This is a genomic window from Thiemannella venezuelensis, assembly GCF_014203605.1.
GTDB lineage: Bacteria > Actinomycetota > Actinomycetes > Streptosporangiales > Streptosporangiaceae > Planomonospora_A > Planomonospora_A venezuelensis.
Genome location: NZ_JACHJJ010000015.1, coordinates 94,679 through 120,661 on the forward strand (window position 1 = coordinate 94,679; position 25,983 = coordinate 120,661).

Consider the following 25,983-nt stretch of genomic DNA (forward strand, 5'->3'; position numbering starts at 1 on the left):
GCGAGATCCTATTCCAGGTGGGGGCGGGCCGGTGGACGGTTCAGGTGTAGGGCGGGCCGACGAAGTTGTAGAGGACCGCCACGACGGCGAAGGCGACGACACCCGTCGTGACCAGCGTGTAGCCGATCCTGGCCGCCGGCCGCCACCAGCGCCGCCACCAGGCGATCACCGCGCAGACCGACAGTGCGGCGGCCAGCGCCACGGTCAGCGTGGCCAGCACCAGCAGTGCGATCAGCGCCGGCGCCGCCTGCAGGACCATCGGCAGCGCCCGGCTCTGGTCGGCGAGCAGAGAGCCGAACCCGGCCACGACCACCGTCACCGCGACGCCGCCGAGCCAGGCCGCCAGCCGCGGAGCCCAGGGCCCCTGCACCGCACGCCCGCGGATCCTGCGCACGGCCAGCGCCACGGGATACGCCACCACGGCGATCACCGACACCGCCAGCGCCCACGCCATCAGGCCGAGATGCAGCCACGAGTGCTCCAGCGGGCCGATCCGGTCGAAGACGACCGTGCTGCCGCCGAGCGCGAGCTGTCCGGGTTCGGGGAAGGCGATGCGGCTCCACCCGCCCTCCTGCTGGAAGACGCCGGGCTCGAACTGGATCCAGCGCCGCTCGCCGCCGCCCAGGCCGGTGGTGACGACGCCGCCGTCGGCGGTGGCGGTGACGTGCACCGGCGTGTCCGCCAGCGCCTGCACCCTGAGCAGGCTGCCGCGGCTGACGCCGCTGCTCTGGTACCAGCCCTCGTACGCGCGGGAGGACGCGCCCGCCGGCGCCGTGACCGCGGGCGGCGCCGTCTTCGGCAGGTACCGGTCGATGATCTTCTCGACCAGCGCGAACCCGTCCAGCCCGTGCCGCCCGGTGCCGTCCCCGTTGGCCATCACGTGGACGCCGATGCCCTGCTCGGGCAGCAGGAACATGAAGGCGTGCATGCCGGGCATGTCGCCGCCCTTGAACAGCAGCCGGTGCCCCTTGTACGGGCGCTCCTCCCAGATGAACCCCATCCCGGCCAGGCCGGGGTGCTCGCTGTACTGCCGGCGCTGCATCTCGGCCGCGATCCCGGTCCCGAGGCGCCCGTCCTGCGACAGCTGGGCCTGCAGGTAGACGGCCATGTCGGAGGCGGTCGAGGCCGGGCCGGCGCCGGAGGCGGCGAAGTCCGCGCAGTCGACCGGCGTCGGCGTCCCGTCCGCCAGGTAGGCCTTGGTGCCGCGCAGCCCGCCGCAGGCGGCGACGGATTCCTTCATGCCGAGCGGTTCGAACACCTGCCGCTTCACGTACTCCTCGAACGGCATCCCCGAGACGGTCTGCACCAGGTACCCGGCCAGCGCCACCCCGTAGTTGCTGTAGGACACCCCGGTGCCCGGCGGGCGCACCCGCGCCGGCTGGTGCGCGGCCAGCGCCTCGCCCAGCGGCAGCACGTCCGCACCGCTGCCCACGACGTAGTCCTCGTCGAACCCGGCCGTGTGCGTCAGCAGGTGCCGCAACGTGACCGGACGCCCCGGGTAGGTGTCACGGACCGTGAACGTCTTCAGATAGGTGTTCACGTCGGCGTCCAGCGTGAGCCTGCCCGCGCGGACGAGCTGCAGGGCGGCCTGGGCGGCGAACAACTTGGTCTCCGAGCCGATGAGGAACCGGGTGCGCTCGGGGTCGACCGGCACCCGCCGCTCCGTATCGGCCCAGCCGTATCCCTTGTGCACCACCCGCTCGCCGTCCGCCACCACGGTCACCGCCACGCCCGGGATCTTCTCCTCGGCCATCGCCGCGGTGACGTGTTCGTCGACCAGTGCGCCGAGCCCCTGCAGGGCCGGCGGCTCGGCCGCCTGCACCGGGGCGGTCATCAGGACCAGAGCGGTTATGAACTTCGTCAACATGTCGTAAATGATCGCGGGTCCGCTCCGGCGGGACATCACCGGTGCCACCCATTCCCTTCTCCGCCGCCCGGGGGAGAAGGACCGGCTCCCGCCGGCGGGGCCCCGGCCCGCGCCGGGGAGCCCGGCGGACGGTCCGCGGGAGAGGCCTCGCGGGGGGTCTCAGAGCCAGTGGTTGTCGTGGCGGAGGTAGAACTCGGCGAGCTCCTCCTCTCCGGGGCGGCCGGAGACGGCGAACTCGGCGAGGCCCTCGAAGTAGCCCTCCCGGGGCGCCCCGGGGGAGAAGTGCAGGAGCATGGAGGCCGGCTCGCCCGACTCGTTGCGGAAGCCGTGGATCCCGCCCTCGGGGACGTGGACGAAGTCGCCGGGATGCGTGTCGATCCAGCGGTCGCCGTTGAAGATCTTCACGGTCCCGGTGAGGATGAAGAACGACTCGGAGATCGACCGGTGGAAGTGGGGGCCGGGCCCGGACGGCTCGGGTCCCATGTTCCACCGGTAGAGGCCGAACTTCCCGCCGGTGGAGGCCCCCGTCGCCAGGTAGTCCACCGTGTTGCCGCTCTGGTAGGTCAGCTCGGGCTCGTGGCCCGCGGGGCGGAAGGTCGCGCTGATCTCGCCCTTCTCCCCGAAGTAACTCGGTTCCGGATATGTCATGATCTTCACCTTACGTGCCCGGTCCACGAGACCGGAGGGCGGCTACGGCGCGAGCCGCTTCAGGAGGTCGGCGACCCGCTCGACGTCGGCCTCGGTGGTGCGCCAGTTGCTGAAGGCGGCGCGGAGCGCGGGCACGCCGTCGTGGACCGTCGGCGTGAGGAACGCCTCTCCCGACTCGATGATCGCGTTGACGAGCTCCCCGGCCCGCTCGGGGGCGTCGGCCAGGGTGAAGCAGACCACGTTGAGCCGGACCGGCGCCAGCAGCCGGTAGGCGGGCAGCGCGGCGATGCGTTCGCCGAGCAGCCCGGCGAGGGCGACGTCGCGCCGGACGATCTCCGCGTGTCCCTCGCGCCCGTAGGCGGCCAGCGCGAACCAGGCGGGTACGGCGTGCAGCCGCCGGGAGTTCTCCGGGGTCAGGTGCACGGGGTCGTCGCCGACCGGGCCGAGGTACGCGGCGGCGGAGTTGGCGAAGACCCGCGCCTGCAGGTCGCGGCGGCGGGTGAACTGGACCGCGCTGCTGTAGGGGACGTTCAGCCACTTGTGCAGGTCCACGCAGACCGAGTCCGCCTCGCCGAGCCCGTCGACGAGGTGGGCGTGGCCGGGGGAGAGGGCGGCGAAGGCCCCGAAGGCGGCGTCCACGTGCAGCCAGAAGGGGTACCGCTCGCGCAGCGCGATGATCGCGCGAAGGTCGTCGAAGTCGACGGTGTTCACCGTGCCGGCGTTGGCGACCACGATCGCGGGCCGCCCGCCGAGCTCCTCCAGCGCCGCCGCGAGCCGCGCCGGGTCGACGGCCTCCCGGCCGGGCAGGAGATCGACGCGCCGCATCGCCGAGCGGCCCAGCCCGAGCACGGACAGCGCCTTGCCGACGCTGGAGTGCGGGCTTCCGGAGAGCACGGCGACCGGACCGAGCGCGGCGGCCCCCTGCTCGGCCACCGGGATCCCGCGCCGCTCGCCCAGCCACTCCCTGCCGATGGCCAGGCCGGCGGCGTTGGACATGGTCGCGCCGCTGACGAACGTGCCCTCGTGCTCCGGCGGCAGGCCGAACAGCTCGCGCAGCCAGGCGACCGCCTCCCGCTCCAGGTCGGGGGCGGTGGAGTCGATGCCGGAGGTGGGGTTCTGGTCGAGGACGCCGGTCAGCCAGTCGCCCGCCAGCGAGGCGGGGGTGGCGCCGCCGGTCACGAAACCCAGGTAGCGGGGGCCGGCGCTGGCGGCGAAACCGGGCTCCCAGCGCTCGGCGAACGCCTCCATCGCCCCCTTCGCCCCGCTTCCCACCAGGGGCAGGGGCGAAGGCGGGCGCCGTACGGGGGTCCGGGCGACCGGGCGGTCGTCCATGCCGGCCAGGAGCCGTACGGCGTAGGCCCGGGTCTCGTCGAGCAGTTCGGGCAGGCGTGCGAGGTCGTCACCGAGAAGTGGATGCATGCGGCCACCGTAGAAGCCCGGGAAGGACGCGTCTCCGGCCAATTCCGCAAAATGGCCCTAAATTTTCGAGCCTTCACAGAAGGGACTCCCGTCGTGATTGGCATGATTCCGGGCATCTCTGTCACGCTGGGTGCGTGATCGAGGAGTTCGAGGCCCACCGGGTGAGGATGTTCGGCCTGGCCTACCGGATGCTCGGCTCCGCGGCCGAGGCCGAGGACGTCGTCCAGGACGCCTACCTGCGCTGGAGCGGAACCGAGCCGGGCGGCGTCGCGGCCCCCGGCGCCTGGCTGGCCAAGGTGGTCGTGAACCTCTGCCTCAACCGGCTGACCTCCGCCCGCGCCACCCGGGAGAGCCACGTCGGCGCCTGGCTCCCCGAGCCCGTGCCGACCGGCGAGCTCGGCCCGCTGGAGACCGCCGAGCAGCGCGACTCCGTCTCCATGGCCTTCCTGGTCCTGCTGGAGCGGCTCACCCCGGCCGAGCGCGCCGTCTTCGTCCTCCGCGAGGCGTTCGCGTACGGCTACCGCGAGATCGCCGAGGTGCTCGACCTCTCCGAGGCCGGCTGCCGCCAGCTCCACCACCGGGCGCGGCGGCGGGTCGGCGAGCGCCGCCGGTTCGACGCACCCGGCGGGCGGCGCCGCCTGATCGTGGAGCGCTTCCTGGAGGCCGCGCGGAGCGGCGACCTGGCGGGGCTGGAGCAGGTCCTCGCCGCCGACGTGATCGCCTGGGCCGACGGCGGCGGCAAGGTCAGCGCGGCGCTGCGGCCCGTCCTCGGCAGGGCGAAGGTCATCCGCTACGTGGCCGGGATCGCGGCCGGCGCCGGCGAGGGCCTCGATGTCCGCCACGCCGAGGTCAACGGCCAGGACGCGATCGTCGCGCTGTACGGCGGGCAGGCCGTCATGGTCCTGGTGGTGGACGTCGCGGACGGGGTGGTCGTCGGTCTGCGGAGCGTGCTCGACCCCGGCAAGCTGTCCCGTTTCGGAGAGCCGCCGGGCTCGTGAGACCCGGCTCCGGGATTTTTTTCCGCGGAACTGTCACGTTCGCGAGGGCCCGCCGGTTCTCAGTTGCATGGAAGAGAACACCGCGGGACTCCCCGCAGAGCACACCACGGGATCGCCCGCAGAGCACACCGCGGGGGGTCCCGTGCAGGACATCCTCGTCACCGGCGGCACCGGAACCCTCGGCCGCCACGTCGTGGACCGGCTCGCCGAGGCCGGCCGCCCCGCCCGCGTGCTCAGCCGCACACGCGGGCCGTACATCGGGGACCTGGGCACCGGGGCGGGCCTGGCGGCGGCGCTCGACGGGGTCCGGACCGTCGTCCACCTGGCCAGCGACCCCCGCAGGCGCGGGGCCGACGTCGAGGGGGCCCGGAACCTGATCGCCGCGGCGCCTGCGGGGACGCACCTGGTCTTCGTCTCGATCGTCGGGGTCGACCGGCACCCCTACTCCTACTACCGGGCGAAGTACGAGGTCGAGGGCATGATCGAGCGCTCCGGCCTGCCGTACACGATCCTGCGTGCCGCGCAGTTCCACGACCTGGTCCTGTACGGCGCGCGCACGCTGGCCCGGCTGCCGGTCGTGCCCGTCCCGGCCGGGGTGGCCTTCCAGCCGGTCGCGGCCGAGGAGGTCGCCGCGCGGCTGGCCGGCCTGGCGCTGGGCGAACCCGCCGGGCGGGTGCCCGACATGGGCGGTCCCGAGATCCTGGACGCGGCCGAGCTCGCCCGGATCTACCTGCGCTCGACGGGCAGGCGGCGGCCCGTGCTGCCGGTCCCGGTCCCGGGCGGGGTGTTCGCGGCCTACCGGCGGGGCGTGCACCTCGCCCCCGCCCACCGCGACGGCCGGATCACCTTCGCGCAGTTCCTGGCCGCGGCGCAGGGCCGCCCGGGGTACGCGGGGGTGGACCGGTGAGCGCGGGCCGGGGGACGGCACGGCCGGGGCGGGCGGCGGAGTCCGCGGCGCGGGGGCCCGGGTCGCGCCGGGCGGCGGCCTGGTTCCGGGCGGGACTGGCCTACCTGGCGGTCGCCGAGCTCGCGGTCGGGGCATGGGCGCTGGCCTCCCCGTCCGGGTTCTACGAGGACTTCCCGCTGCCGGGGCGGCGCTGGGTGGCGACGCTGCCGCCGTACAACGAGCATCTGCTGCTGGACTTCGGCGGCCTCAACCTGGGGTTCGGGATGATGCTGGCGGTGGCGGCCGTGACGCCGGAGCGGCTGCTCGTCCGCACGGTGCTCGCCGGATACCTGGCCTACGCGGTACCGCACCTGGCCTTCCACCTGGGCCATCTCCGGCATTTCGCGATGGTGGACGTGGTCGGCCAGGTCGTCACGCTCTCCATCGCCGTGGTGGTCCCGCTGGCCCTGCTGTCCTGGGATCTTGCCAAGAATAGGAAGACCGGTCTATTTTTGCGGCATGGGTCAGAAGGGTGAGGAGACGCGCGGGCGCCTGCTGGACGCGACGCGGGACCTGATCGAGACCGGCGGCTACTCCGGCGCCGGGGTGAACCAGGTGATCGCCGCCAGCGGGGCGCCGCGCGGCTCGCTCTACTTCCACTTCCCCGGCGGCAAGGACCAGCTGGTCGGGGAGTCCGTACGGCGCGCCGGAGGCGAGATCGACCGGGCGGTCCGCGAGCTGGCGGCGGCCGCGCCCGACGCCCGGAGCCTGGTCGCCGGGGTGCTCGGGCTGCTCGGCGACCGGCTGGCGGAGTCCGGGTGGCGCAAGGGCTGCCCGGTGGCCACGGTCGCCCTGGAGATGGCGGCCACGAGCGACCCGCTGCACGAGGTCTGCTCGGAGGTCTACGGCTCCTGGGAGGGCGCGCTGCGCGACCGGCTGGCCGCCGACGGGCACCCCGACCCCGCCGACACCGCCGTCGCCGTCCTCGCCCTGATCGAGGGGGCGCTGCTGCTGGCCAGGGCCCACCGGAGCCGGGATCCGCTGGACCGGGTGGCCCGGCGGATCCCGGCGCTGCTGTAGGGCGGGCCGTCGCGGTCCGGCCCCGCAGGCCCTCTCCGGAGGGCCTGTTTTTCGGCCATCGAATATGTAGACCGATCTATTTTTTCAGAGGAGAGCACATGACTCCCGACTCCATCGTCTTCGGCGCCGCCGGGTTCGTCGGCCGCTCCCTGGTCGCCGAGCTGCTCCGCCGGGGCCGCCGGGTCGCCGCCGCCGTCCGGGGGCCGGGGGACCGGCTCACCTCCTGGCTCGCCGCGCAGGGGGCGGACACGGCGGGGCTGGCCGTCGTCACCGCGGACATCACCGTGCCCGGCCTCGGTCTCACGGGCCTGGACGGGGTGCGCGACGTGTACAACGCCGCCGCGCGCTTCGCCTTCGGGCTGAGCGCCGCGGAGGCGCGGCTCGCCAACGTCACCGGCGCGGTCAACGTGGCCGACTGGGCCGCCGCCCGGCCCGGCCTGCGCCGCCTGGTCCACGTCAGCGGCTACCGGGTGAGCGGCGCGGAGGCGGACTACCGGCGGCTGGGCGCCTACGAGGCGTCCAAGGGCGAGGGCGACGCAGCGGTCCGGGTCCGGGCCCGGGAGCTGGGACTCCCGCTGACGATCGCGAACCCCGCCACGGTGATCGGTCCCGGCCAGTTCATCGGCCTGGCCTCGCTGGTCCGCGATCTCTGGCTCGGGCGGCTGCCCGCCCTCCCCGGCGGACCCGGCGTCTTCGTGCCGGTCGTGGACGTCGGCTACCTCGCCCGGTTCATGGCCGCGCTGCCCGAGGACGAGGAGACCGCGGGCCGGGCCTACTGGGTGCTCGACGACGAGACGCCCGAACTGCCGGAACTGGTCGCGCTGCTCGCGGACCACCTGGGCGTGCCCGCTCCGCGCCGGTCGATCCCCGTCGGGCTGGTACGGCGGCTGCCCCGCGCGCTGACCGGGGCCGACCCGGAGACGTTGTCGTTCGTGTCGGCGGACCGCTACGACACCGCGCCGGCGCTGGCCTTCGCCGAGCGGGCGGGGCTGCGCATGCCGCCGGTCCGCCGGGCTCTCCGGAGCTGGGCCGACGACCTGGTGGCCGCCCGCTTCGGCGCGGCCCCCGCCCGGAACGCCGGACCCGCCGGGCGCGAGCCGTACGGGACCGGCGGGACGGCGGGGAGCCGGGCGGCAGGCCCCGCGCGGCCGTACGGCTTCCGCGACGTCGCCGGAGTCCGGACCTGGGTGACCGGCGCGCGCGAGACCCCCGGATACGTGCTGCTCCACGGGCTGCCCCTGGACGCCGACTCGTGGGCGGAGACGGCGGCCCGGCTCGACGACTCCGTGCTCGCCCCCGACCTGCCCGGCCTCGGGCGCTCGGCCCCGCTCCCCTCCGGCCGCCCCTTGCGGGCGCGGGGAGGGACGGGTCCGGGCCGGGCGCCCGCGGCCGACGGGACGGACGGCTGGCTGGCCGAACTGCTCCGCCCGGTCGCGACCCGGCCGCTGCTCGTGGGGCACTCGTTCGGCTGCGGCCCCGCCCTCCGGTACGCCGCCGCCCATCCGGACCGGATCGCCGGGCTGGTGCTGGTCGCCCCGGCGTTCCTGCAGGAGCCGTCCGGGTGGTTCTCCCGCTCGCGGCTCGCGGTCCCCGTGCTGCGCCGCATGCCGCGGGAGCGGCTGGGGCAGCGCGTCGGCGTCCCGCCCGAGGCGCCGGCGGACCTGCGCCGCCCGGGAGCGGCGCGCCGGGTGGTCGGGGCGATGCGGGCGGCCCACGCCCGCCGCGCGGAACTCCGCCTGCTGCTCGACCGCGTCCGGGTGCCGGTGACGATCGTGGCGGGGGAGCATGACCCGCTCGCGGTGGACCGCCCGGCGGTCGTGATCGGCGGAGCCGGGCACTGCCCGCAGCTCACCCACCCCGATGAACTCGCCGGCGTGCTCGCGGAGGTCCGTGCGAGCACCCTGTCCGGAGGACGGCCCCGGGGGGACGGTGCGGGGGGATCCCGGTGAGGCCTCCCCGCACGGGGGAAGACCCGCGGATCGCGGGTCTTCCCGGGGTCGGGTTCAGGCGGCGGAGGTGGGCCCGCCCGGGCGGGGGAAACGGATGACGTTCCCGCCGGTGTAGGCGCGCAGGTCGACGACCTTGGTGTCGCCGGGGGCTCTGCGGCGTGCCGCAGAGCGGATGTCCCTGATTTTGATCCGCGCGACATATGGTGGCACGACCACAAGTCTCTTCATTGAGCCCCCCGGCGTGATGGTTCCGTTATATGGAATATGCACATAACCGCGTAAAGCGGTCGTAAAGATCCCGTCAGTAGGGCAGTCGGCGGCCTGACGGGGACCTGAGGTCCAGGTCGGGAAGTCTGATGGGACGGCGGCTCTGCGGCCGGACGATTCTGATGCGTCTCACGATTGCCCCCTCTCCTTGCCGTGACTGTGCGCCGGAGCGCTTGACGTCCGGTTGGCGCCCGCTTGAACGGTGCCTTCCCCCGAAGGCCATGCGCGCCAACCTATAGGGGCGACGCGTCCGGGTTCAATGGGTTTGGTGACCCTGCGAGTTTGTATTTTTACGTGTGGTAACGGAACTTCCGGGATGGTATGGTCCGAGGTCCGGTGGTACGTCACCCGGCGCTGTAGTGCAGCACGATCCCGTCGATCGCGGCGGCGGGCCCGTCGGCGAGGACGCGCACGGCGTCGCCCGCGAGATCGAGCATCACCACCTCCTTGCGCTTCCCCTTCGGCCTGACGGCGATGAGGTTCCGCTCGCCCAGCCGGCCCGCGAAGGAGGTCCCCCTCGCGATCGGCACCCTGGCCCTCCTCTCGCCGGTGACGTAGTCCCACAGGCAGACGTCGCCCGATCCACCGGGGCACATCGTGGTGATCACCGTGCCCGCCGGGCTGGGCGCGGCGTCGTCGGAGGTCGCCTCGCCGACCGAGCGCAGCGTGCGGACGAGCGTGCCGTCCAGGTTCCTGACCTGCACCGCTCCGCCGGGCGCCCGGTGGATCACGGTGGTCCCGCCGGGTCCCCAGGCGTACGGATGGGGGCCTTCGCCGTCGTCGGCGACCCGGATGAGGTGCGCGCGGTGCGAGGCCGCGTCCACGATCACGAAGCCGACGTCCCGCCCGGGCTCGTCCCATCCCACGGTCTCCAGGACGGTGAGCAGCACCCGGGAGCCGTCGGGCGACCAGTGCGGGAAGCGGGTCTGCTCCGGCCGCCCGACCGTCCGGACCGTGGTCTCCCGCCCGGTGCCGCGATCGACGATCCGGATCCGGTCGAAGTCGGAGAAGTCGGCCTTGATCTCCGGATTGATCGCGACGTACGAGCCGCCGGGGGAGACGACGGCGTGATGCCGCCCGGCGACCTCCTCGAAGGCGTCCCCGCCGGCGGTCCTGACGTGCGAGGGCCCCCAGGCCGGGTACTCCCGGTTGTCCTGGTAGGAGGTGACCCGCCAGGAATCCCGGGGGTCCTCCCGCAGGGTGATCCCGGTCCCGGGGATCCGCACCGAGGCCGTCGTCCCGGGGGCCATCGTCCCCGGGGAGCCCTGCCGCGCCGCGGGGCCGGCCGTGCTCCGGGGTGCGGCGGCCGGCTGCTCCTCCGCCCGCGCAAGGTGGAGGCCGAGCCCGGAGGCGATCGCGAGCGACACGGCGGCGAGCCCGGCCGCCGCCCGGCGACGGGCGGAAGGCGTACCGCCGCCGGCCCGGGGAGGGAGCGTGTCCTCTTCCCGGAGGCCGGCGTGCCCTCCGGCCCGGGCGTGGCCCTCGGCCGGCAGCGACCGCGGCGGCACGGGATGGCCGAGCAGCCGGAGCAGCGCGTCCGTGGCGGTCGGCCGTGCGGCGGGATCCTTGGCCAGGCACTCCAGGACCAGTTCCCGCAGCTGCCCGTCCAGCGTGCCCAGCTCCGGCTCGCGGTGCAGGATCCGGTGGATCAGCGCGGGCACCGGACCCGTCCCGAACGGGGGCGCCCCGGTCGCCGCGCAGGTCACCGTGGCCGCCCAGGCGAACAGGTCGGCGGGCGCCCCGCTCCCCGTCCCGCCGAACTGCTCGGGCGCCATGTACGGCGGGGTGCCGACGACGTGCTCGGCGGCCGCGGCGGCGGAGTCCGCCGTCTGGGCGATCCCGAAGTCGATCACCCGGGGACCGTCCCTGGGCAGCAGCACGTTGGCGGGCTTGAAGTCCCGGTGGACCACACCCGCCTGGTGGATGGCGGACAGCGCGGTCAAGGTGCCGATCGCCAGTCTGCGCAGCTCGGCTCCCCGCAGCGCGCCGCGCTCGGAGATCACCCGGGCGAGGGTGGGGCCGTCGACGTACTCGCTCACGATGTACGGCGCGCCGTCGAAGTCGCCGTGCTCCAGCACCTGCGCCGTGCAGAACGCCTTCACCCGCAGGGCCAGCTCGATCTCCCGGTCGAACTCGGCCGCGCTCGGACCGCGGGCGCCCGAGCGCAGCAGCTTGACCGCGACCGGCTCCCCGGAGGGGGAGACGGCGAGGTAGACCACGCCCTGCCCGCCCGCGCCGAGCCTGCCGGTGATCCGGTAGGCGCCGATCCGCCCGGGGTCGCCGGCCGCGGGCGGTTCGGCCGGCATCAGGAGGCCCGCCTGCGGGTGAAGCTCAGGACCGCCCTGTCCTCCCCGCCCTCGATCTCGGCGAGCACCCGGTGCGTGCCGCCGACGAAGTCGATCACCTGGACCTGGCGCTTCTTCCCGACGCGCTTCTTCACCAGCAGGTGGTTCTCGTTGAACCAGCCGACGAGCTCCGTTATGCCGGCGCCGGGGACGGTGTGGCGGCGGTTGCCGGTCACCGTGTCCCACACGCAGATGTCCCGCCCCCGGGGGCAGACGGTGGAGAAGAGCTTCCCGGAGGGGGAGAACCAGTCCGTTCCCCGGGGGTCGCCGACCCAGTGCATGGTCCGGACGATCTGCCCCTGGAGGTTGTAGAAGTCGGCGCCGGACTTCTCGCCGTCGAAGTAGCGGCGGGCCACCGATCCGTCGGGGGCGAAGGTGAAGGGATTGGACTCGTCGCCCACCACCTCCGTCACCACGAGCGTGGACTTCCGCGCGGCCACGTCCACGACCACGAAGCCGCCGATCACCTTCTTGTCCGGCTGGTGGACCGAGAGCAGCACCTTGGAGCCGTCCGCCGACCACACCGGGACGAAGGTCTGGAAGGGCTTGCGCACCGTCGGCACGGTGAAGGTCTCGCCGGTCGCGACTTCGGTGATCTTCAGGTAGTCGGTGTCCGACTGGTTGAACTTCAGGAAGGGGTTGAGCGCCACCCGCTCCTGGTCCGGGGAGAGGACCGGCGCCATCCCGTGGTCCACCGTGCGGAAGGCGTGTCCGCCCCTCTCCCTGGCGAAGGTGGTGAACGGTTTCCCGACCACGGTGTAGGCGCCGAGCCCGGCCGGGTCCTGCGGGTGTTCGCGCAGGGTGACGCCGACGTCGGGGAGGACGACCTCCTCGGAGGTCTTCTCCACCTCCTCCAGCGGGGAGAGCACGGTCTCCGGGCCGCTCGCGGCGGGCGAGGCGGAGGGGAGCGGTTCTCCCGCCGGGGCCGCGGAGGCGGTCGCGGCGGCCGAGACGGCGGGAGCGGGAGCGGCGAGGGACGTGGCGAGGTACACCGAGCCCCCGGAGAGCAGGGCGATCGCCGCCGCGCCCGCGCCGAGGAGCAGCGGCCGGCTCCGCCGCGCCGGACGGCCGGCGGACGGCGGCGGGCCGAGGTCGGAGGTGAGCAGCTCGCCGACCAGTTTGAGCAGGACGTCGCTCGCGGCGGGGCGGGCTTCCGGCTCCTTGGCCAGGCAGGCGGCCACGACGCCGTGCAGGTCGTCGGGGAGCGCGCTCAGATCGGGGTCGCCGTGCAGGATGCGGTTGACGGTCCCGGCCATCGACCCGGCGTCGAAGGGAGAGCGGCCGGTCGCGGCGAACGCCAGGGTCGCGGCCCAGGCGAACAGGTCCGCCGGGGGCGCGGGGGCGGCCCCCCGGAGCAGTTCGGGGGCGGTGAAGGCCGGGACGCCGACCCGGCGGGTGTCGGTGTCGGCGGCGGCCGCGATCGCCCGGGCCACCCCGAAATTGATCACCCGCGGCCCGTCGGGGCCCAGGACCACGTTGTCCGGCCGGACGTCGCCGTGGACCGTCCCCGCCTGGTGGATGGCGACCAGCGCCGTCATGGTGCCGACCGCGAGCCGGTGCAGCACGGCCTCCCGCAGCGTGCCCCCGGAGGCGACCGCCTCCTCGAGCGTGGGGCCGTCGATGTACTCGCTCACGATGTACGGCCGGCCGTCCGCCACCCCGCTGTCCAGGACCTCGGCGGTGCAGAACGCCGACACCTCCCGCAGCGGCGCGACGGAGGCGAGGACCTGCTCCCGGTCGAGACCCGCCGGCAGCAGCCGGACGACGACCCGGTTCCCGGAGGGGGAGCGCGCCAGGTAGACCGCCTCCCCGAGCCTCGCGGCGATCTCGTACCCGTCCACGCGGCCGGGATCACCCGGACCGATCTCCGGCATTACGGCTCCCCCCGAGGCATCCGTCAGTAGATCGCTAATTATGCGGATCAAACTGAGGAATGCCAGTCTTTCGGCCAGTTTGATGGCATCTATCGGCCATGCCGGTCATCTCCGGGTCGCACTCCGGGATCGGCATCGGGGGTGATCCTCCGGCGCCGTGCCGCTCCTACCGTCGAACCATGAATCCGTCCACGAGCCCGCCGGGCCCGTTCCCGCCGGCGCCCGCCGTCCCCCGAATCGCCGCGCTCGACGTCCTGCGGGGCTTCGCCCTGGGCGGCATCCTGATGGTCAACGTCTCCGCCATGGCCAATCTCCTGGGCGGCGACGGGCACCCGGCCGACGACCTGGTGGGCCTGCTGTTCGCGGGCAAGTTCTACGTGCTGTTCTCGTTCCTGTTCGGCTACTCCTTCACGATGCAGCTCCGCTCGGCCGAGCGGGACGGCGCCGGCGCCAGGGCCCGGACGGTACGGCGCTGCCTGGCGCTGATCGTGCTGGGCGCGCTGCACGCGGTGTTCCTCTGGCTCGGGGACATCCTGCTGCTGTACGGGATCACCGGCCTGATCCTGCTGCTGATGCGCGCGATCCGGCCCCGGACCGCGCTGATCGTCGCCGGGACCCTGATGATCCTGGTCACTCTGCTCTCCCTGGCGACGAGCACGCTGGAGGCCGGCGACCCCACCGGAGGCCTGTTCGACCCGGCCAACCAGGAGAGGATGCGCGCCGAGTTCCGCTCCGGCTGGCTGGAGGCGGCCGGCGTGCGCTGGGAGCTGTACAGCGCGATCGGCGTCCTGCTGGTGGTCTTCCAGCTCCCGACGGTGCTGGCCATGTTCCTCGTCGGCCTGGCCGCGGGCAGGACCCGGCTGCTGGAGGACCCCGAGCGCTACCTGCCGTTCCTGCCCCGCATCCAGCTCATCGGGTACGGCGTCGGCGGCGCGGTCACACTGGCGGTCTCCGCGTCCCGGTGGGCGGACCGGGGCGCGGCCCCGTTCCTGGAACCCCTGTCCGAACTGGCCTCGCCCCTGCTCTCGGCGGCCTACGCGGCGACCGTCCTGCGGCTCATGCACCGGTACCCGGCGGTCCCGGCCGCGCTGGCCCCCGCGGGGAGGATCGCGGCCTCCAACTACATCGGCCAGTCGGTGGCCACCTCGATCCTGTTCACCGTCGCCGGGCTGGAGCTCTCCCCGTGGGCGGTGCTCGGCGTGGCCGCGGTGGTCTACGCGCTCCAGCTCCCGCTGAGCGCCTGGTGGACCCGGCGGCACCGGTACGGTCCGGTCGAGTGGGTGCTGCGCGCGGTGACCTACGGGCCCCGCCGGGCGCGGCCGGCGGGCGGCGCCGCCCGCCGCGAGGCCCGTTGAAGATCGGACCCGCCGCCTAGGATGGGGGCACGGCGCCCGTCGCGGCCTCGCCCGGCGACGCGGACGCCGCCGACGGCACGCCTTTGGAGGCATCCGAGATGGCAGTCGAGCTGAACCACACCATCGTCGCGGCCCGCGACAAGAAGGCGTCCGCCGACTTCCTGGCCGCGGTCCTGGGGCTCGAGGTCGGCCCGCCGTACGGGCCGTTCCTCCCCGTCGGGACGGCCAACGGCGTCACCCTGGACTTCATGGACGCCGGGGACGGGCCGATCACCTCGCAGCACTACGCCTTCCTGGTCTCCGAGGAGGAGTTCGACGAGATCTTCGCGCGGATCAGGGAGGCCGGGATCGCCTACTACGCCGACCCCGGCCACCGGCAGCCCGGCCGGTTCAACCGCCACGACGGCGGGCGCGGGCTGTACTTCGAGGACCCCGACCGGCACAACCTGGAGATCATCACCCGCCCGTACGGCAGCGGCGGGTGACGGGGGTCAGAGCGTGCCGGATCGGGGCGGAGCGGGCTGCGGGGCGGGCTGCGGGGCGGCGGCCGGGCGGCGTCCGAGGACGACCACCGCGACCACCAGGGCCACCAGTACGGTGAGCTGCGCCAGCGCGGACCAGAGCCCGAAGGCGACGGTCACCGGCGCGGCCGCCGCGCCCGCGGCCCGGAGCCGGTTGCCCGTGATGCCGAGCACCCGGCGGAACCAGGCGCTGCCCGCCAGGAACAGGGTGACGCCCGCGGCGAGGGTCACGGCGGCGCTGAGCTTCAGCGGGTCGACCGGGTGGCCGATCGCCTTCTTGACCCCGGCGGCGACCGCGACGATGCCGAGCAGCATCGGGATGTGCGCGTAGAAGTAGGCGCCGAGGACCAGCCGGGTGCGCCGTACCGGCTCGCTGCCGGCCAGGGCGTGCTCGGCTCGGGTCTCGTCGTCGCCGCCGAAGTAGACCCACCACAGGCCCGCGGCCAGGGCCAGCCCCAGCACCGCCGTCAGGCCCAGGGCGAAGCCGACCGGGAGCCCCTCGGCGCCGATGCCGAGCGCCACGATCGACTCGCCGAGCGCCACGATCACCAGCAGCCCGTGCCGCTCGACGATGTGCCCGGCCTTGAGCTCGAAGCCCTTCTGCCCGATGAAGTACGGGCTGCCCCAGAGCAGGAGCACCGCCGCGCCCCAGAGCAGGTGGTCGTAGGGCGGGCCGAGGAGGCTCGCCGCGCCGATCAGCGCCACGCCGCCGAGGTTGAACGGGATCACCCGGGAGATGGCGGCGGTCGCCTGGAGGTACAGGGCCGCGTGGACGAGGATCAGCAGCAGGTAGCCGATCGCGAAGGCGGCGCCGCCGCCGTCGAACGCCGTGGGGATCGCCAAGGCCACGATCATGAACCCGGCCATGCCCAGCAGGATCAGCACCCGCCGGGCGGACCGCACCGGGGGGATGGCGTTGGTCAGCCAGGCGTAGCCCGCGTACATCCACCAGATGGCGCCGAACACCAGCAGCGCCTGGAGGGCCCCCTGCAGCGGGGCGCCGTTCTGGATGCCGTCGGCGACCAGCCGGGTGAGCTGGGTGACGGTGAAGACGAAGACCAGGTCGAAGAAGAGTTCGAGGGTGGAGACGCGCAGTTCGGTCTCCGGGGGCGCGGGTTCGGCTCGCTCGGCGAACCAGCCAGGCAGACGCATGCCGCACATTCTGTCCGCAAGATCGACAGCCGTGCATGGATTTATCACTATGTGAGCGTCGATTTCATGACATGTCCACCCGGGCATGTCCGAGAGAGGGGACGCCCCTGCCCTCCGGGACACCGGTGCGGGGCGCCCGGCCGGCTCAGCCGTCCGCGGGAGGGTTCTTCTGCCTGGCGACCAGGGTGTCGCCGCGTTTGCCGGGCGGAGGCTGCTCGGCGGTGCTCCGGCGGCGGGCCCGGGAACGGGCGGCGGGGAACTCGGCGGTGTCCGTGCCGCTCTCCGGCGATCCGCCTTCCGGTGCCGCGCTCTCCGGGGGCGTCGTGCCGGAGCCCGCCGTGCCGGAGTCCATCGTGCCGGAGTCCGCCGTGCCCGCGGGCCGTACCGGGGCGTCCGCGGCGGGCGCGGCCGCCTCGGGCTCGCGCAGCGAGGCCAGGACGTCGTCGGCCTCGGAGTCGGCGGCGAAGTCCTCGGCCGCCTCGGCGTCGCGCCGCTTGATCACCACCATGTGGTCGACCGAGAGCCGCCCGGCGCCGTTGACGGCCAGCATGATCGAGGCCGCGCCGAGCGCCACGATCAGGCTGACGTCACCGCCGGTCAGCGGCATGCCCGGGTCGCCGTTGGCGATCACGAACACGGCCAGGGCCTCGGCGAACAGCAGCAGGCCGCAGGCGGGTACGGCCAGCCCGGCGACGAGCAGGGTGCCGCCGAGGAGCTCCGTCAGCATGGTGGTCCCGGCCCAGAGCTCGGGAACGGGCGCGCCCAGCGTCGCGAACTGGTCGCCGGTCGCGTCCAGGCCGGCCTTCAGCTTGCTCCAGCCGTTGGCGAAGAAGATTCCGCCGACGCCCAGCCTGGCGGCCAGGGTGGCGATGTCGCGGAGGGATTGTCGCACGGCTCCTCATTCTGGCCCGGTTCACCGTTCTTGCCCATAGCTTGCCGGACAGGAACCGGACAAACCCGTCAGTCCGGATCGCTCCGGTCGGTGGGCCGCCGCGGCACCAGGAGGACCACGGCGGCGGTGGTGGCGGCCAGCAGCAGCACGCTCACCGCGATCGTGGAGTGCAGCCCGGCGACGAACGCGGCGCGGGCCTGGGCCAGCAGCGCGGACCCCGGGACGCCGCCGACCCCGTCGGCCACGTGCGCGGCGGCGGCGAGCGACTGGCGGGACCGGGCCATCAGCTCGGCGGGGACGCCCGCCACCGGCGGCATCGCGGGCGCGTAGACGGCGGTGGTGATCGTGCCCAGCACCGCGACGCCGAGCCCGGCGCCGAGCTCGTAGGCGGTCTCCTCGACCGCGGCGGCCCCGCCCGCACGGGCCTCGGAGGTCGAGGACATGATCGTGTCGGAGGCGGCCAGCAGCGCGACCTGGATGCCGAAGCCGATGCCGACGAAGCAGAACGCGAGCTCCAGCGCGTGCCGCTCGGTGCCCCAGGCCAGCGTGGGGGCCAGGGACAGGGCGGTCAGCGCCAGCCCGCCGCCCATCGTGGCGCGCAGCCCGAACCGGCGCAGCAGGTGCGCTCCCGCCAGACCGCCCGCGACCGAGGCGGCCATCAGCGGCAGCATGCGGACGGCGGCTCCCGGCGGGCTGTCGCCGAGCACGAGCTGCAGGTACTGGGCGAGCATCAGCTGGAGCCCCACCAGGGCGAAGACGGTCAGCAGCACCGCCGCCACCCCGACGCAGAACGCCCGCCGCCGGAACAGGCCGAGATCCAGCAGGGGGAAGGCGATCCGCCGCTGCCTGCGGACGAACCAGGCCAGCAGCCCGGCGCCGCCCAGGAACACGGCGATCCCGCCCGGATGCCCCGAGCCGGCCTCCTTCAGGCCGGCGGCGAGGGCGAGGATGCCGAGGACCGACAGCAGCGCGCTCGGCGCGTCCCAGGGCTGTCCCGCGCGCACGCGGGACTCGGGCAGGATCCGCGCCGCGGCCGGGAACAGGGCCAGCAGGATCGGCACGTTGATCAGGAAGACGGCGCCCCACCAGAGGTGCTCGACGAGCAGGCCTCCGACCAGCGGCCCGGCCGCCGCCCCGGCCGCCGCGACCGCGCTCCACACGCCCAGCGCGACCGCCCGCTCCCGCCGGTCGGTGAAGACCTGCCGGATGATGGAGAGCGTGGCGGGCATGATCATGGCGCCGCCGAGGCCGAGGAACGCCCGCGCGGCGATGAGCGCCGGCGGGGTCGGCGCGAACGCGGCGGCGGCCGAGGCAGCCCCGAAGACGAGGTAGCCGGCCAGCACCAGGCGCTTGCGCCCGTAGCGGTCGCCGAGCGTGCCGAAGGTCAGCAGCAGCGGGGCGACCACCAGGGAGTAGACGTCGATGATCCACAGCAGCTGCACCGAGCTCGGTTCGAGGGCGGCGGTCAGCGCGGGGACGGCGATGTGCAGCACGGTGGCGTCCACCGCGATCAGCAGCAGGCTGAGGCAGAGCAGGACGAGGACCGACCAGCGGCCGGTCCCGGGAGGGTGCGGGCCCACCCCCGCGCGCCTGGCGCCGGGCGAGGCCTCCACAGTGGTCATAGGCCGCGTGCGGGGGAGCCGGCCCGGATGAACATGCGTGGCAGCATAGGCCAGAACGGTGAGCGTGCGGGGGCGATTGGCGGATCGATTCGTGGCGGTATGCACATCGTCGTGCCCGGATCTCCGGACCTCTCTAGAGAGATAGACACCTGTAGCGGGGATCTAGGCAAACGGTGATCTCGCACCGACCATGGCGGTCGTGGACGTGGGCGCGGATCCGGGCAGCGCGCGTGAATGGTGTGCCGTGGCGGTCGCCCGGCTGGACCGGGACCAGCCCGAGGCCGCGCTGGAGGCCGCCCGCCGGGCGGTGGAGGGGGGATCCCCGGCCGGGGACGCCGGCGCCGGGGGCATGAGCGAGTGGGGATACCGCATCGCCAGCCTCGCCTTCGAACGGCTCGGCAGGGACGCCGAATCCGTGGCCGCCGCCGAGGAGGCCGTACGGCTGGCGCCGGGCTCCTGGGCCGCGCGGCTGCGCCTGGGCACGGCCCTGCGCCGGATCCCGGGACGATGGAAGGAGGCCTGGGTCCAGGCCGGGCGGGCCGCGCGCTACGCCCCCGAGGAGCCCGACCCGCACGTGCTCGTCGGCGATCTGTCGCTCCTGCGCGGAGAGTACCGCCAGGCCAGGGCCGCCTACCGGCAGGCGCTGCGCCGGCTGGACGACCACCCGGGTGCGCGGATCAACCTCGGCCTGGCGTTCCTGCGCTGGGAACGGTCCAGGGGGCACCACGATCCGGCCTGGCCGGTCGACCCGCGCGCGACCGGGCGGGCGCGGCGCGCCCTGGAGGCGTGGTCCCGGCAGGTCCGGGTGCTGCTCGCGGCGGCGCTCCTCGCGGTCGCGGCCGTCGCCGCGGGAGCGGGCCTGACCGGCGGGGCCAGGGCCGGCGGGGGAGCGGTGCTCGCCGCCGTCCTGGTGATCACTTTCCGCCAGGCCCACCGGGTCAGGCTCTGGGCCTACGTCCCCGCCATGCTCGTACGCGACGCCTGGCTCGCGCTGAGTGTCGCGGTCACCCTGGCGGCGGTCGCCGCCTACGTGGCGGCGCTCGCCACCCTGCCCGGCGCCGTGCCCGCGCTCGCCTCGGGCTCGGCGGCCGCGCTCGCGCGGAGTCCGTGGTCCGGCCTGGCGGGCCTGGTGCTCCTCAACGGGGCCGCCGTGCTCGTCGTCCGCACGCTGGCCGAGGCCTGGCGGGGACGGCCGGTCAGGGCGCTGGCCGAGTTCGCCGCGGCGGGCGGGGACCGCACGGCCCGCCGCGACACCGACGTGACGCTCTGGCTCGTGGCGGTCCGGGCCTGGTCGGTGCTGGCCGCGGTCGCGGGGGCCGCGCTGGTCCTGGACGACTCCCGCTGGTCCTTCGCGGCGCTCGCCGTACCGGCCGCGCTGCGCTGGGCGTACGGCCGGGCGGGCCGGACCCGGCGCCGGGAGCCCGCCGGGGACCGCTGGCTCGCCGCGGTGACGGCCCTGCTCGCGGCGGCCTCGCTCGCGTTCGGCGCGGCGGCGGCCGCGCGGGCTCTGGAACTCCCCGATCGGTTCGACCGCTGGGCGTGGCAGGCGGGGATCGGGGCGCTGGTGGCGGTGGTGGCCGCCTACGTCACCAGGTCGGCCCGGGCGTGGTGGCGGGGCGCGCCCGGGCCGTGGCGGGGCTCGCTGGCCATGTGCGAGAACTGCGGACGCCGCCTCCCCGGCGACGTGCGGGCGCCGGTCGGGCTCAGCGGGGAGGTGCGCCGGGCCATCGCCGGCGCGAGGGGGGTGGTGCTCGCCTACGCCGATCCGACCGGGCCGCGGGCGCTGGCCGTCGGCTCGGTCGGATCGGTCGGCCCGGACGGCGAGCTCCGCCTCATCGCCGCCGACGACGCCTGGCAGGCGGCGGAGCGCGACCCGAGGGTGGCGGTGTTCGTCGGAGACCCGCTGGACCGGCGGTTCTGGGCCGAGGTGCGCGGCATCGCGATCGCGGACGCGGAGGCCGACGTGCTCCGGGTCACCCCCAAGCACGTCGTCGTCGGAGAGTACCCCGGGCGCCACCAGGGACGGGTGCGCCCGAGGGACGGCAGGCCCGCACGCTGAGGCCCGCCGGTGACATTTCCGTTCACGGGATCCGCCCGGTCCCGCGTGGTTACCCGATTGTCCCGGCGCGGCGGCGTGGCGCACCGGGTGAGCACGCCCAAATCCGCTTCCGGTGCGGTATAACCGGGGGCGGACCGGGGAGGCGGGATGCGGGACTCCGACAGGGCCAGGCCGGCCGGGCGGGCGGCGGCACGGGAGCTGTTCGAACAGGTGCGGACGCGCTACTTCGACCTTGCCCCCGCGCTGCGCCGGCTGATCCACGCCGCCGTCCTGCTCACGTCGGTCGTCCTGGCCGTGGCGCTGGGCTGGGGCCTCCTCTCCACGGTCCTCCTCACGGGTCTGCTGCTCGGCTTCGCGACGCTGACCCTGCGCTTCCCCCGCGCCGCCGCCACCGCGCTGGTCCTGGCCGTCTGGGTGCTCCTGGCGCCGGTCCTCGCCGCCGCGTACGGCGGGCGGCCGTACGGTCTCGGCCTGCTGCTGTTCCTCGGCCTGGCCGCGGCCGGGGCCGCCCACCTCATCCGCTGGGTCCCGCCCTGGCTGACCACGCTGGCGGCGCTGCTGCCCGCCGGGGTGACGGTCTTCGCGCTCTCCTTCGTCGCGCCCGCCGCGGGCATCTGGGCCGGATACGCCGCGGCCGCCGCGGCGCTGGTCTACCGGTTCGTCCAGGCCCGCCAGGCCAGGGCGGCGCTGACCGCGCGGGAGCAGCCGGTCAGGGTCCGGATCCAGGAGGGCGGGCAGCCGCCCCACGTGACCGGCGGCAGGTCCGCACCGCCGCCGATCTCGGTGGAGGAGGCCCTCGGCGAGCTGGACGCCATGATCGGACTGGCCCCGGTCAAGGAGCAGGTCCGCTCCATCGCGGCCTCCATCGAGGCCTCCCGCCTGCGCAGGGAGGCGGGATACTCCACCGAGCCGCCGATGCGCCACTTCGTGTTCGTCGGCCCGCCCGGCACCGGCAAGACCAGCGTGGCCAGGACCGTCGCGAAGATCTTCTACGCCTTCGGCCTGCTGGAGACGCCCTACGTGGTGGAGGCCCAGCGCGCCGACCTCGTCGGGGAGTTCCTCGGGGCCACCGCGATCAAGACGAACGAGCTGATCGACCGGGCGCTGGGCGGGGTGCTCTTCGTCGACGAGGCCTACAGCCTGATCAACTCCGGTGACGGCCAGCCCGACCGGTTCGGCTCCGAGGCCGTGCAGACCCTGCTCAAACGGGCCGAGGACGACCGCGACCGGCTGATCGTCATCCTGGCCGGATACGAGAAGGAGATGACCTCCTTCCTGTCGTCCAACCCCGGCCTGTCCAGCAGGTTCGCCACCCGGGTCCGCTTCCCCGGCTACGCCCCCGGCGAGCTGCTGCAGATCACCGAGCTGCTGCAGGCGCGGCGCGGCGACCGGATGTCCGCCGACGCCGGGCCCGCGCTCCTGGCCCGTTTCGACGACGTCCACCGCCGCGGGCTCGTCGACGAGCTGGGCAACGCCCGGTTCGTCCGCAGCCTCGTGGAGGCCGCCGCCCAGGCCCGCGACGTGCGGGTGGTCGGCGCGGGAGGCTCGCCCACCACCGAGGACCTGGTGACCACCACCGGGCCGGACGTGGCCAAGGCGTTCGAGGAGCTCACCGCCCGCTACCGCGGTTACCAGGCCACGCCGAGCCTGCAGGAGGCCCTCGCCGACCTGGACCGGATGGCCGGGCTGGAGCCCGTCAAGCGCCAGGTGCACGCGATCGCCGCCCAGCTCCGGGTGGCCAGGATGCGCCAGGAGCGCGGCCTGCCCACCCCGCCGCAGATGCGGCACTTCGTCTTCACCGGGCCGCCCGGCACCGGCAAGACCACCGTCGCCCGCATCCTCGGCCGCATCTTCGCCGCGCTGGGCCTGCTCTCCCGGACGGACGTGGTGGAGGCCCAGCGCGCCGACCTGGTCGGCCAGCACCTCGGGGCCACCGCGATCAAGACGAACGAGCTGGTGGACCGGGCGCTGGGCGGGGTGCTCTTCGTCGACGAGGCCTACAGCCTGGTCAACAGCGGATACGCCGGGGGCGACGCGTTCGGCTCCGAGGCCGTGCAGACCCTGCTCAAACGGGCCGAGGACGACCGCGACCGGCTGGTGATCATCCTGGCCGGATACGAGAAGGAGATGAGCTCCTTCCTGGCCAGCAACCCGGGCCTGGCCAGCCGGTTCAACCAGCGGGTGCGGTTCCCCTCCTACACGCCGGCCGAGCTCGCCGAGATCGCCGAGCTGCTCGCCGAGACGTCGGGGGACGGATTCGACGACGAGGCCCGCCAGGACCTGGCCGAGGTCTTCACGTGGGTCTGCGAGGACGGGCTGATCGACGGTCTGGGCAACGGCCGCTTCGCCCGCTCGCTGTTCGAGCGCGCCGCGATGCGCCGCGACGTGCGCCTGGCCGCGATCGAGGGCACCGCCAGCGCCGCCGAGCTGACCACGATCACCAGCGCCGACGTGCGCGCCGCGGTGGACGAACTCTCCGGCCGCTGACCTCCCCGGCCGTCGCCGCCCGTCCCTCTCCCGCCGGGGCCGGCCGGGTCCGCGGGCGGCGACGGCCACCGCCGGAGCGGAGCGGTGAGGGCCAGGCCCGGTCCGGGCACGGAGAACTGTCGGCACCGGAGTGTAGGAATGGACCATGGCGATCTCGGTGACCTGGCCCCAGGTGCTCGCGTGGCGGTTGAAACGGCAGTTCGTCGCCCCGGTGGCCGGGGCTGACGCGGTCTCGGTGGTCCGGCGGCTGACCGGGGTGCAGGCGCAGGTGGCGTCCTCGGCCCGCCTGGCGGTCGCCGTACGGCAGGCCGAGCCCCGGCGCGGCGAGCTCGACGAGGCCCTGTGGCGGGACCGCACACTGGTCAAGACCTGGACGGCGCGGGGCACGCTCCACCTCGTCCCGGCCGACGAGCTGCCCTGCTACGCCGCGGTCCTCGGCTCGTTCCGCCACTGGGAGAAGGGCTCCTGGCAGCGGGGGCACGGCGTGACCGCGGACGAGGTCGCGGCCGTCCTCGACGCCGTTCCCCGGGCGCTCGCGGGCCGGAGCCTCACCCGGGAGGAGCTGGTCGAGGCCGTCATCGAGGTCACCGGCGACGCCCACCTGAAGGAGGCGCTCACCTCCGGCTGGGGTGCGCTGCTCAAGCCGCTCAGCTTCCTCGGCGAGCTCTGCTACGGCCCGCCGCGCGAGGGCAAGGTGACCTTCGCCGGGCCCCGCGACCGGGTGCCGGGCTGGCCGGCCGCGCTGCCCTCGGCGGAGGAGGGCGGCCTGACCCTGGTCCGCTCCTTCCTCGGCGCCCACGGCCCCGGAGCCCCCGAGACCTTCGACGCCTGGCTCTACCGGGGCGCCGCCCGCAAGGCGACACTGCGGGGTTGGTTCCGCGACCTCGCCCCCGAGCTGGCCGAGGTGGAGGTGGAGGGCCGTCCGATGGTGATGCTCGCCGAGCACCTCGACGACCTGGCCGCGACCGCGCCCGCCACGGGCGTGCACCTGCTGCCCGGCTTCGACCAGTACATCCTGGGCGCCCCCCGCGACCTCGAACCCCTCCTGCCCAAGGAGGCCAGGGCCAAGGTCAGCCGCGCCGCCGGGTGGATCTCCCCGGTGGTGGTCCACCGGGGCCGGGTGGCCGGGGTCTGGGAGGCCAGGGACGGCGCGATCACCCTCGACCTGTTCGAGGACGTCCCGTCCGCGCCGCTCAAGGCCGAGACCGAGCGCGTCGCGGGACTTCTGGGATAGGGCGCGCGGTCACGGCGCCGCCCGGTGGACCTCCGCCAGCAGCCGGACATAGGCCGTGACCAGAGGAGAGCCCTCGGTTCTGCGCCAGGCGAGGGCCAGGCTGCTCGGCGGGGCGTCGGTGATCGGGCGGAAGACCACGCCCTCCGCGGAGGAGCGCCGTGCGATCCGGGCGGGCACCATCGCCACGGCGCCGTCCCACAGCACGGCGTGCATGCACTCGTCCACCGTGCGGATCTCGGGGCCGCCCGCGTCGCCGACCGGCTGCCAGAACGCGCGCCAGCGCGCGTCCGCCTCCGCCGGGAACCGCACCCACGAGCACTCGGCGAGGTCCGCGAGCCGTACGGCCCGCGCCCCGGACAGCGGGTGCCCGGCGGGGAGCACGGCGACGCACGGCTCCTCGGCCACCTCCTGGACGGCCAGGCCGGTGGTGTCGAACGGGGTCCGGGTGACCGCGAGATCGACGGCGCCGCCGGCCAGCCCCATCGTCGGATCGGCGAAGTCGCCCTGGCGGAGCTCGACCCGCGCGCCGGGATGGGCCCGCCGGAAGGCCGGTGCGACCCGCGCCGACAGCGTCTGCTCGCCGGGTCCGAGCACGCCGACCACCAGACGCTGCGCGCCCGCCGCAGCGCGGACCCGCTCGCGTGCGGAGTCGACCCTGGCCAGCAGCTCGCGGGCCTCGGCCAGCAGGACCTCGCCGGGTCCGGTGAGAAGCATCCCGGAGGGCGTCCGCTCGAACAGCGCGCAGTCCAGTTCCGCCTCGAGCTCGCGGATGCGCTGGCTCAGCGGCGGCTGCGACATGTGCAACCTGCGGGCGGCCCGTCCGACGTTGCCCTCCTCGGCGACCGCCACGAAGTACTGCAGCCGCCGGAGGTCCACGCAGGCACGATATCAGCGGGCCGCCCACCCGGTCCGAGACGGACTTGGACACCGCTCCCGCACCTGGGATGTGATCGGGCCATGTGCTACAAACACCCATCCGACCTGAAACTGATCCCCCGCCTCCGGGACCTGGCGCCTGCCGAGGCGTCGGCCTTCCTCGAGTTCCACAGTGCCGCGGGGCGCTCCGGCGGGGCGGTCCCGCCCCGCTACCGGGAGCTCATCGCGGTCGGGGTCGCGCTGACCACCCAGTGCGAATACTGCATCGACACCCACACCCGTCAGGCGCGCGAGGCCGGGGCCACGGCCGAGGAGCTCGCCGAGGCCGCGCTCGTCGCCGCCGCCGTACGGGCGGGCGGAACCCTCGCGCACGCCCTTCTCATGATCCGGCTGCACGACGAGGCGGTGGCCGATGCGTAGGCTGCTGCGGCGGATCACCCGGCTGTGCGGCC

The 25,983-nt window shown here is 74.6% G+C and carries 21 protein-coding genes; 11 read left to right on the top strand and 10 right to left on the bottom strand.

Annotated features, from left to right (window positions below; all coding sequences use genetic code 11):
* Positions 1 to 40 precede the first annotated feature (40 nt).
* The 3 genes from FHS22_RS21785 to FHS22_RS21795 all read right to left on the bottom strand — a co-directional run bounded on the left by FHS22_RS21785 (position 41) and on the right by FHS22_RS21795 (position 3,934).
* Positions 41 to 1,867, bottom strand: a complete 1,827-nt coding sequence (locus tag FHS22_RS21785; RefSeq protein ID WP_184944283.1) for a serine hydrolase domain-containing protein — start codon at positions 1,865 to 1,867, stop codon at positions 41 to 43.
* Between the two features lie 159 nt (positions 1,868 to 2,026).
* Complete coding sequence (locus FHS22_RS21790; RefSeq protein ID WP_184944284.1) at positions 2,027 to 2,515, bottom strand: cupin domain-containing protein; 489 nt, start codon at positions 2,513 to 2,515, stop codon at positions 2,027 to 2,029.
* 42 nt (positions 2,516 to 2,557) lie between these two features.
* Positions 2,558 to 3,934 (bottom strand): pyridoxal phosphate-dependent decarboxylase family protein, encoded by a 1,377-nt coding sequence (locus FHS22_RS21795; protein WP_184944285.1) that lies wholly within the window; start codon positions 3,932 to 3,934, stop codon positions 2,558 to 2,560.
* 134 nt (positions 3,935 to 4,068) lie between these two features.
* Here FHS22_RS21795 and FHS22_RS21800 point away from each other — a divergent pair, with 134 nt between their 5' ends.
* The 5 genes from FHS22_RS21800 to FHS22_RS21820 all read left to right on the top strand — a co-directional run bounded on the left by FHS22_RS21800 (position 4,069) and on the right by FHS22_RS21820 (position 8,847).
* On the top strand, positions 4,069 to 4,932 hold the full coding sequence (locus tag FHS22_RS21800) for an RNA polymerase sigma-70 factor (RefSeq protein ID WP_338047877.1): 864 nt from the start codon (positions 4,069 to 4,071) through the stop codon (positions 4,930 to 4,932).
* A gap of 67 nt (positions 4,933 to 4,999) precedes the next feature.
* Positions 5,000 to 5,839, top strand: a complete 840-nt coding sequence (locus tag FHS22_RS21805; RefSeq protein WP_221473939.1) for an SDR family oxidoreductase — start codon at positions 5,000 to 5,002, stop codon at positions 5,837 to 5,839.
* Entirely contained in the window at positions 5,836 to 6,354 is a 519-nt protein-coding gene (locus tag FHS22_RS21810; RefSeq protein WP_184944286.1) for a hypothetical protein, read from the top strand. Before FHS22_RS21805 ends, FHS22_RS21810 begins: the two co-directional genes overlap by 4 nt.
* The gene (locus tag FHS22_RS21815; protein WP_184944287.1) at positions 6,338 to 6,898 is read left to right on the top strand and encodes a TetR/AcrR family transcriptional regulator; all 561 of its coding nucleotides are present in this window, start codon (positions 6,338 to 6,340) and stop codon (positions 6,896 to 6,898) included. The genes FHS22_RS21810 and FHS22_RS21815 overlap by 17 nt, the downstream gene beginning before the upstream one ends.
* Positions 6,899 to 6,996: 98 nt before the next feature.
* Positions 6,997 to 8,847, top strand: a complete 1,851-nt coding sequence (locus FHS22_RS21820; RefSeq protein ID WP_184944289.1) for an alpha/beta fold hydrolase — start codon at positions 6,997 to 6,999, stop codon at positions 8,845 to 8,847.
* Between the two features lie 54 nt (positions 8,848 to 8,901).
* On the opposite strand, the gene FHS22_RS21825 is transcribed toward FHS22_RS21820, so the two are convergent.
* From FHS22_RS21825 to FHS22_RS21835, 3 genes are all read right to left on the bottom strand, one after another.
* Positions 8,902 to 9,057: a hypothetical protein gene (locus tag FHS22_RS21825; RefSeq protein ID WP_184944476.1), complete on the bottom strand. Its 156-nt coding sequence runs from the start codon at positions 9,055 to 9,057 to the stop codon at positions 8,902 to 8,904.
* A gap of 401 nt (positions 9,058 to 9,458) precedes the next feature.
* Positions 9,459 to 11,420 carry a serine/threonine-protein kinase gene (locus FHS22_RS21830; RefSeq protein ID WP_184944290.1) on the bottom strand — a complete coding sequence of 654 codons (1,962 nt, stop codon included), beginning with the start codon at positions 11,418 to 11,420 and terminating at the stop codon, positions 9,459 to 9,461.
* Positions 11,420 to 13,333: a serine/threonine protein kinase gene (locus FHS22_RS21835; RefSeq protein ID WP_184944292.1), complete on the bottom strand. Its 1,914-nt coding sequence runs from the start codon at positions 13,331 to 13,333 to the stop codon at positions 11,420 to 11,422. Before FHS22_RS21835 ends, FHS22_RS21830 begins: the two co-directional genes overlap by 1 nt.
* 179 nt (positions 13,334 to 13,512) lie before the next feature.
* Here FHS22_RS21835 and FHS22_RS21840 point away from each other — a divergent pair, with 179 nt between their 5' ends.
* Together FHS22_RS21840 and FHS22_RS21845 are read left to right on the top strand one after the other, a co-directional pair.
* Positions 13,513 to 14,688, top strand: a complete 1,176-nt coding sequence (locus FHS22_RS21840) for a DUF418 domain-containing protein (RefSeq protein WP_184944294.1) — start codon at positions 13,513 to 13,515, stop codon at positions 14,686 to 14,688.
* 98 nt (positions 14,689 to 14,786) lie between these two features.
* Complete coding sequence (locus tag FHS22_RS21845) at positions 14,787 to 15,173, top strand: VOC family protein (RefSeq protein WP_184944296.1); 387 nt, start codon at positions 14,787 to 14,789, stop codon at positions 15,171 to 15,173.
* Positions 15,174 to 15,179: 6 nt separating this feature from the next.
* Here FHS22_RS21845 and FHS22_RS21850 read toward each other — a convergent pair whose 3' ends face one another.
* The 3 genes from FHS22_RS21850 to FHS22_RS21860 form a co-directional block, all read right to left on the bottom strand.
* Positions 15,180 to 16,361 (bottom strand): low temperature requirement protein A, encoded by a 1,182-nt coding sequence (locus FHS22_RS21850; RefSeq protein ID WP_184944298.1) that lies wholly within the window; start codon positions 16,359 to 16,361, stop codon positions 15,180 to 15,182.
* A 145-nt stretch (positions 16,362 to 16,506) separates the two neighbouring features.
* Positions 16,507 to 17,253, bottom strand: coding sequence for a DoxX family protein (locus tag FHS22_RS21855; RefSeq protein ID WP_184944299.1), 747 nt, complete (start codon positions 17,251 to 17,253; stop codon positions 16,507 to 16,509).
* Positions 17,254 to 17,321: 68 nt separating this feature from the next.
* On the bottom strand, positions 17,322 to 18,875 hold the full coding sequence (locus FHS22_RS21860; RefSeq protein WP_184944301.1) for an MFS transporter: 1,554 nt from the start codon (positions 18,873 to 18,875) through the stop codon (positions 17,322 to 17,324).
* 199 nt (positions 18,876 to 19,074) lie between these two features.
* Between FHS22_RS21860 and FHS22_RS21865 the strand changes: the two genes are divergently transcribed.
* The 3 genes from FHS22_RS21865 (at position 19,075) to FHS22_RS21875 (ending at position 24,655) form a co-directional block, all read left to right on the top strand.
* Positions 19,075 to 20,934: a hypothetical protein gene (locus FHS22_RS21865; protein ID WP_338047878.1), complete on the top strand. Its 1,860-nt coding sequence runs from the start codon at positions 19,075 to 19,077 to the stop codon at positions 20,932 to 20,934.
* Positions 20,935 to 21,081: 147 nt separating this feature from the next.
* A complete protein-coding gene (locus tag FHS22_RS21870) occupies positions 21,082 to 23,421 on the top strand; it encodes an AAA family ATPase (RefSeq protein ID WP_184944305.1) in 2,340 nt (779 codons plus the stop codon).
* A 145-nt stretch (positions 23,422 to 23,566) separates the two neighbouring features.
* Complete coding sequence (locus tag FHS22_RS21875; protein WP_184944307.1) at positions 23,567 to 24,655, top strand: winged helix DNA-binding domain-containing protein; 1,089 nt, start codon at positions 23,567 to 23,569, stop codon at positions 24,653 to 24,655.
* 9 nt (positions 24,656 to 24,664) lie between these two features.
* On the opposite strand, the gene FHS22_RS21880 is transcribed toward FHS22_RS21875, so the two are convergent.
* Positions 24,665 to 25,531 (bottom strand): LysR family transcriptional regulator, encoded by an 867-nt coding sequence (locus FHS22_RS21880; protein WP_184944309.1) that lies wholly within the window; start codon positions 25,529 to 25,531, stop codon positions 24,665 to 24,667.
* An 81-nt stretch (positions 25,532 to 25,612) separates the two neighbouring features.
* On the opposite strand from FHS22_RS21880, the gene FHS22_RS21885 reads away from it, so the two are divergent.
* Positions 25,613 to 25,951: a carboxymuconolactone decarboxylase family protein gene (locus FHS22_RS21885; protein WP_184944311.1), complete on the top strand. Its 339-nt coding sequence runs from the start codon at positions 25,613 to 25,615 to the stop codon at positions 25,949 to 25,951.
* Positions 25,952 to 25,983 lie beyond the last annotated feature (32 nt).

Coding starts and splice junctions, on each gene's coding strand:
- FHS22_RS21785 (WP_184944283.1), bottom strand. CDS start 1,867: ATGTTGACGAAGTTCATAACCGCTCTGGTCCTGATGACCGCCCCGGTG.
- FHS22_RS21790 (WP_184944284.1), bottom strand. CDS start 2,515: ATGACATATCCGGAACCGAGTTACTTCGGGGAGAAGGGCGAGATCAGC.
- FHS22_RS21795 (WP_184944285.1), bottom strand. CDS start 3,934: ATGCATCCACTTCTCGGTGACGACCTCGCACGCCTGCCCGAACTGCTC.
- FHS22_RS21805 (WP_221473939.1), top strand. CDS start 5,000: ATGGAAGAGAACACCGCGGGACTCCCCGCAGAGCACACCACGGGATCG.
- FHS22_RS21815 (WP_184944287.1), top strand. CDS start 6,338: ATGGGTCAGAAGGGTGAGGAGACGCGCGGGCGCCTGCTGGACGCGACG.
- FHS22_RS21820 (WP_184944289.1), top strand. CDS start 6,997: ATGACTCCCGACTCCATCGTCTTCGGCGCCGCCGGGTTCGTCGGCCGC.
- FHS22_RS21830 (WP_184944290.1), bottom strand. CDS start 11,420: ATGCCGGCCGAACCGCCCGCGGCCGGCGACCCCGGGCGGATCGGCGCC.
- FHS22_RS21835 (WP_184944292.1), bottom strand. CDS start 13,333: ATGCCGGAGATCGGTCCGGGTGATCCCGGCCGCGTGGACGGGTACGAG.
- FHS22_RS21840 (WP_184944294.1), top strand. CDS start 13,513: ATGAATCCGTCCACGAGCCCGCCGGGCCCGTTCCCGCCGGCGCCCGCC.
- FHS22_RS21845 (WP_184944296.1), top strand. CDS start 14,787: ATGGCAGTCGAGCTGAACCACACCATCGTCGCGGCCCGCGACAAGAAG.
- FHS22_RS21850 (WP_184944298.1), bottom strand. CDS start 16,361: ATGCGTCTGCCTGGCTGGTTCGCCGAGCGAGCCGAACCCGCGCCCCCG.
- FHS22_RS21860 (WP_184944301.1), bottom strand. CDS start 18,875: ATGACCACTGTGGAGGCCTCGCCCGGCGCCAGGCGCGCGGGGGTGGGC.
- FHS22_RS21870 (WP_184944305.1), top strand. CDS start 21,082: ATGCGGGACTCCGACAGGGCCAGGCCGGCCGGGCGGGCGGCGGCACGG.
- FHS22_RS21875 (WP_184944307.1), top strand. CDS start 23,567: ATGGCGATCTCGGTGACCTGGCCCCAGGTGCTCGCGTGGCGGTTGAAA.
- FHS22_RS21885 (WP_184944311.1), top strand. CDS start 25,613: ATGTGCTACAAACACCCATCCGACCTGAAACTGATCCCCCGCCTCCGG.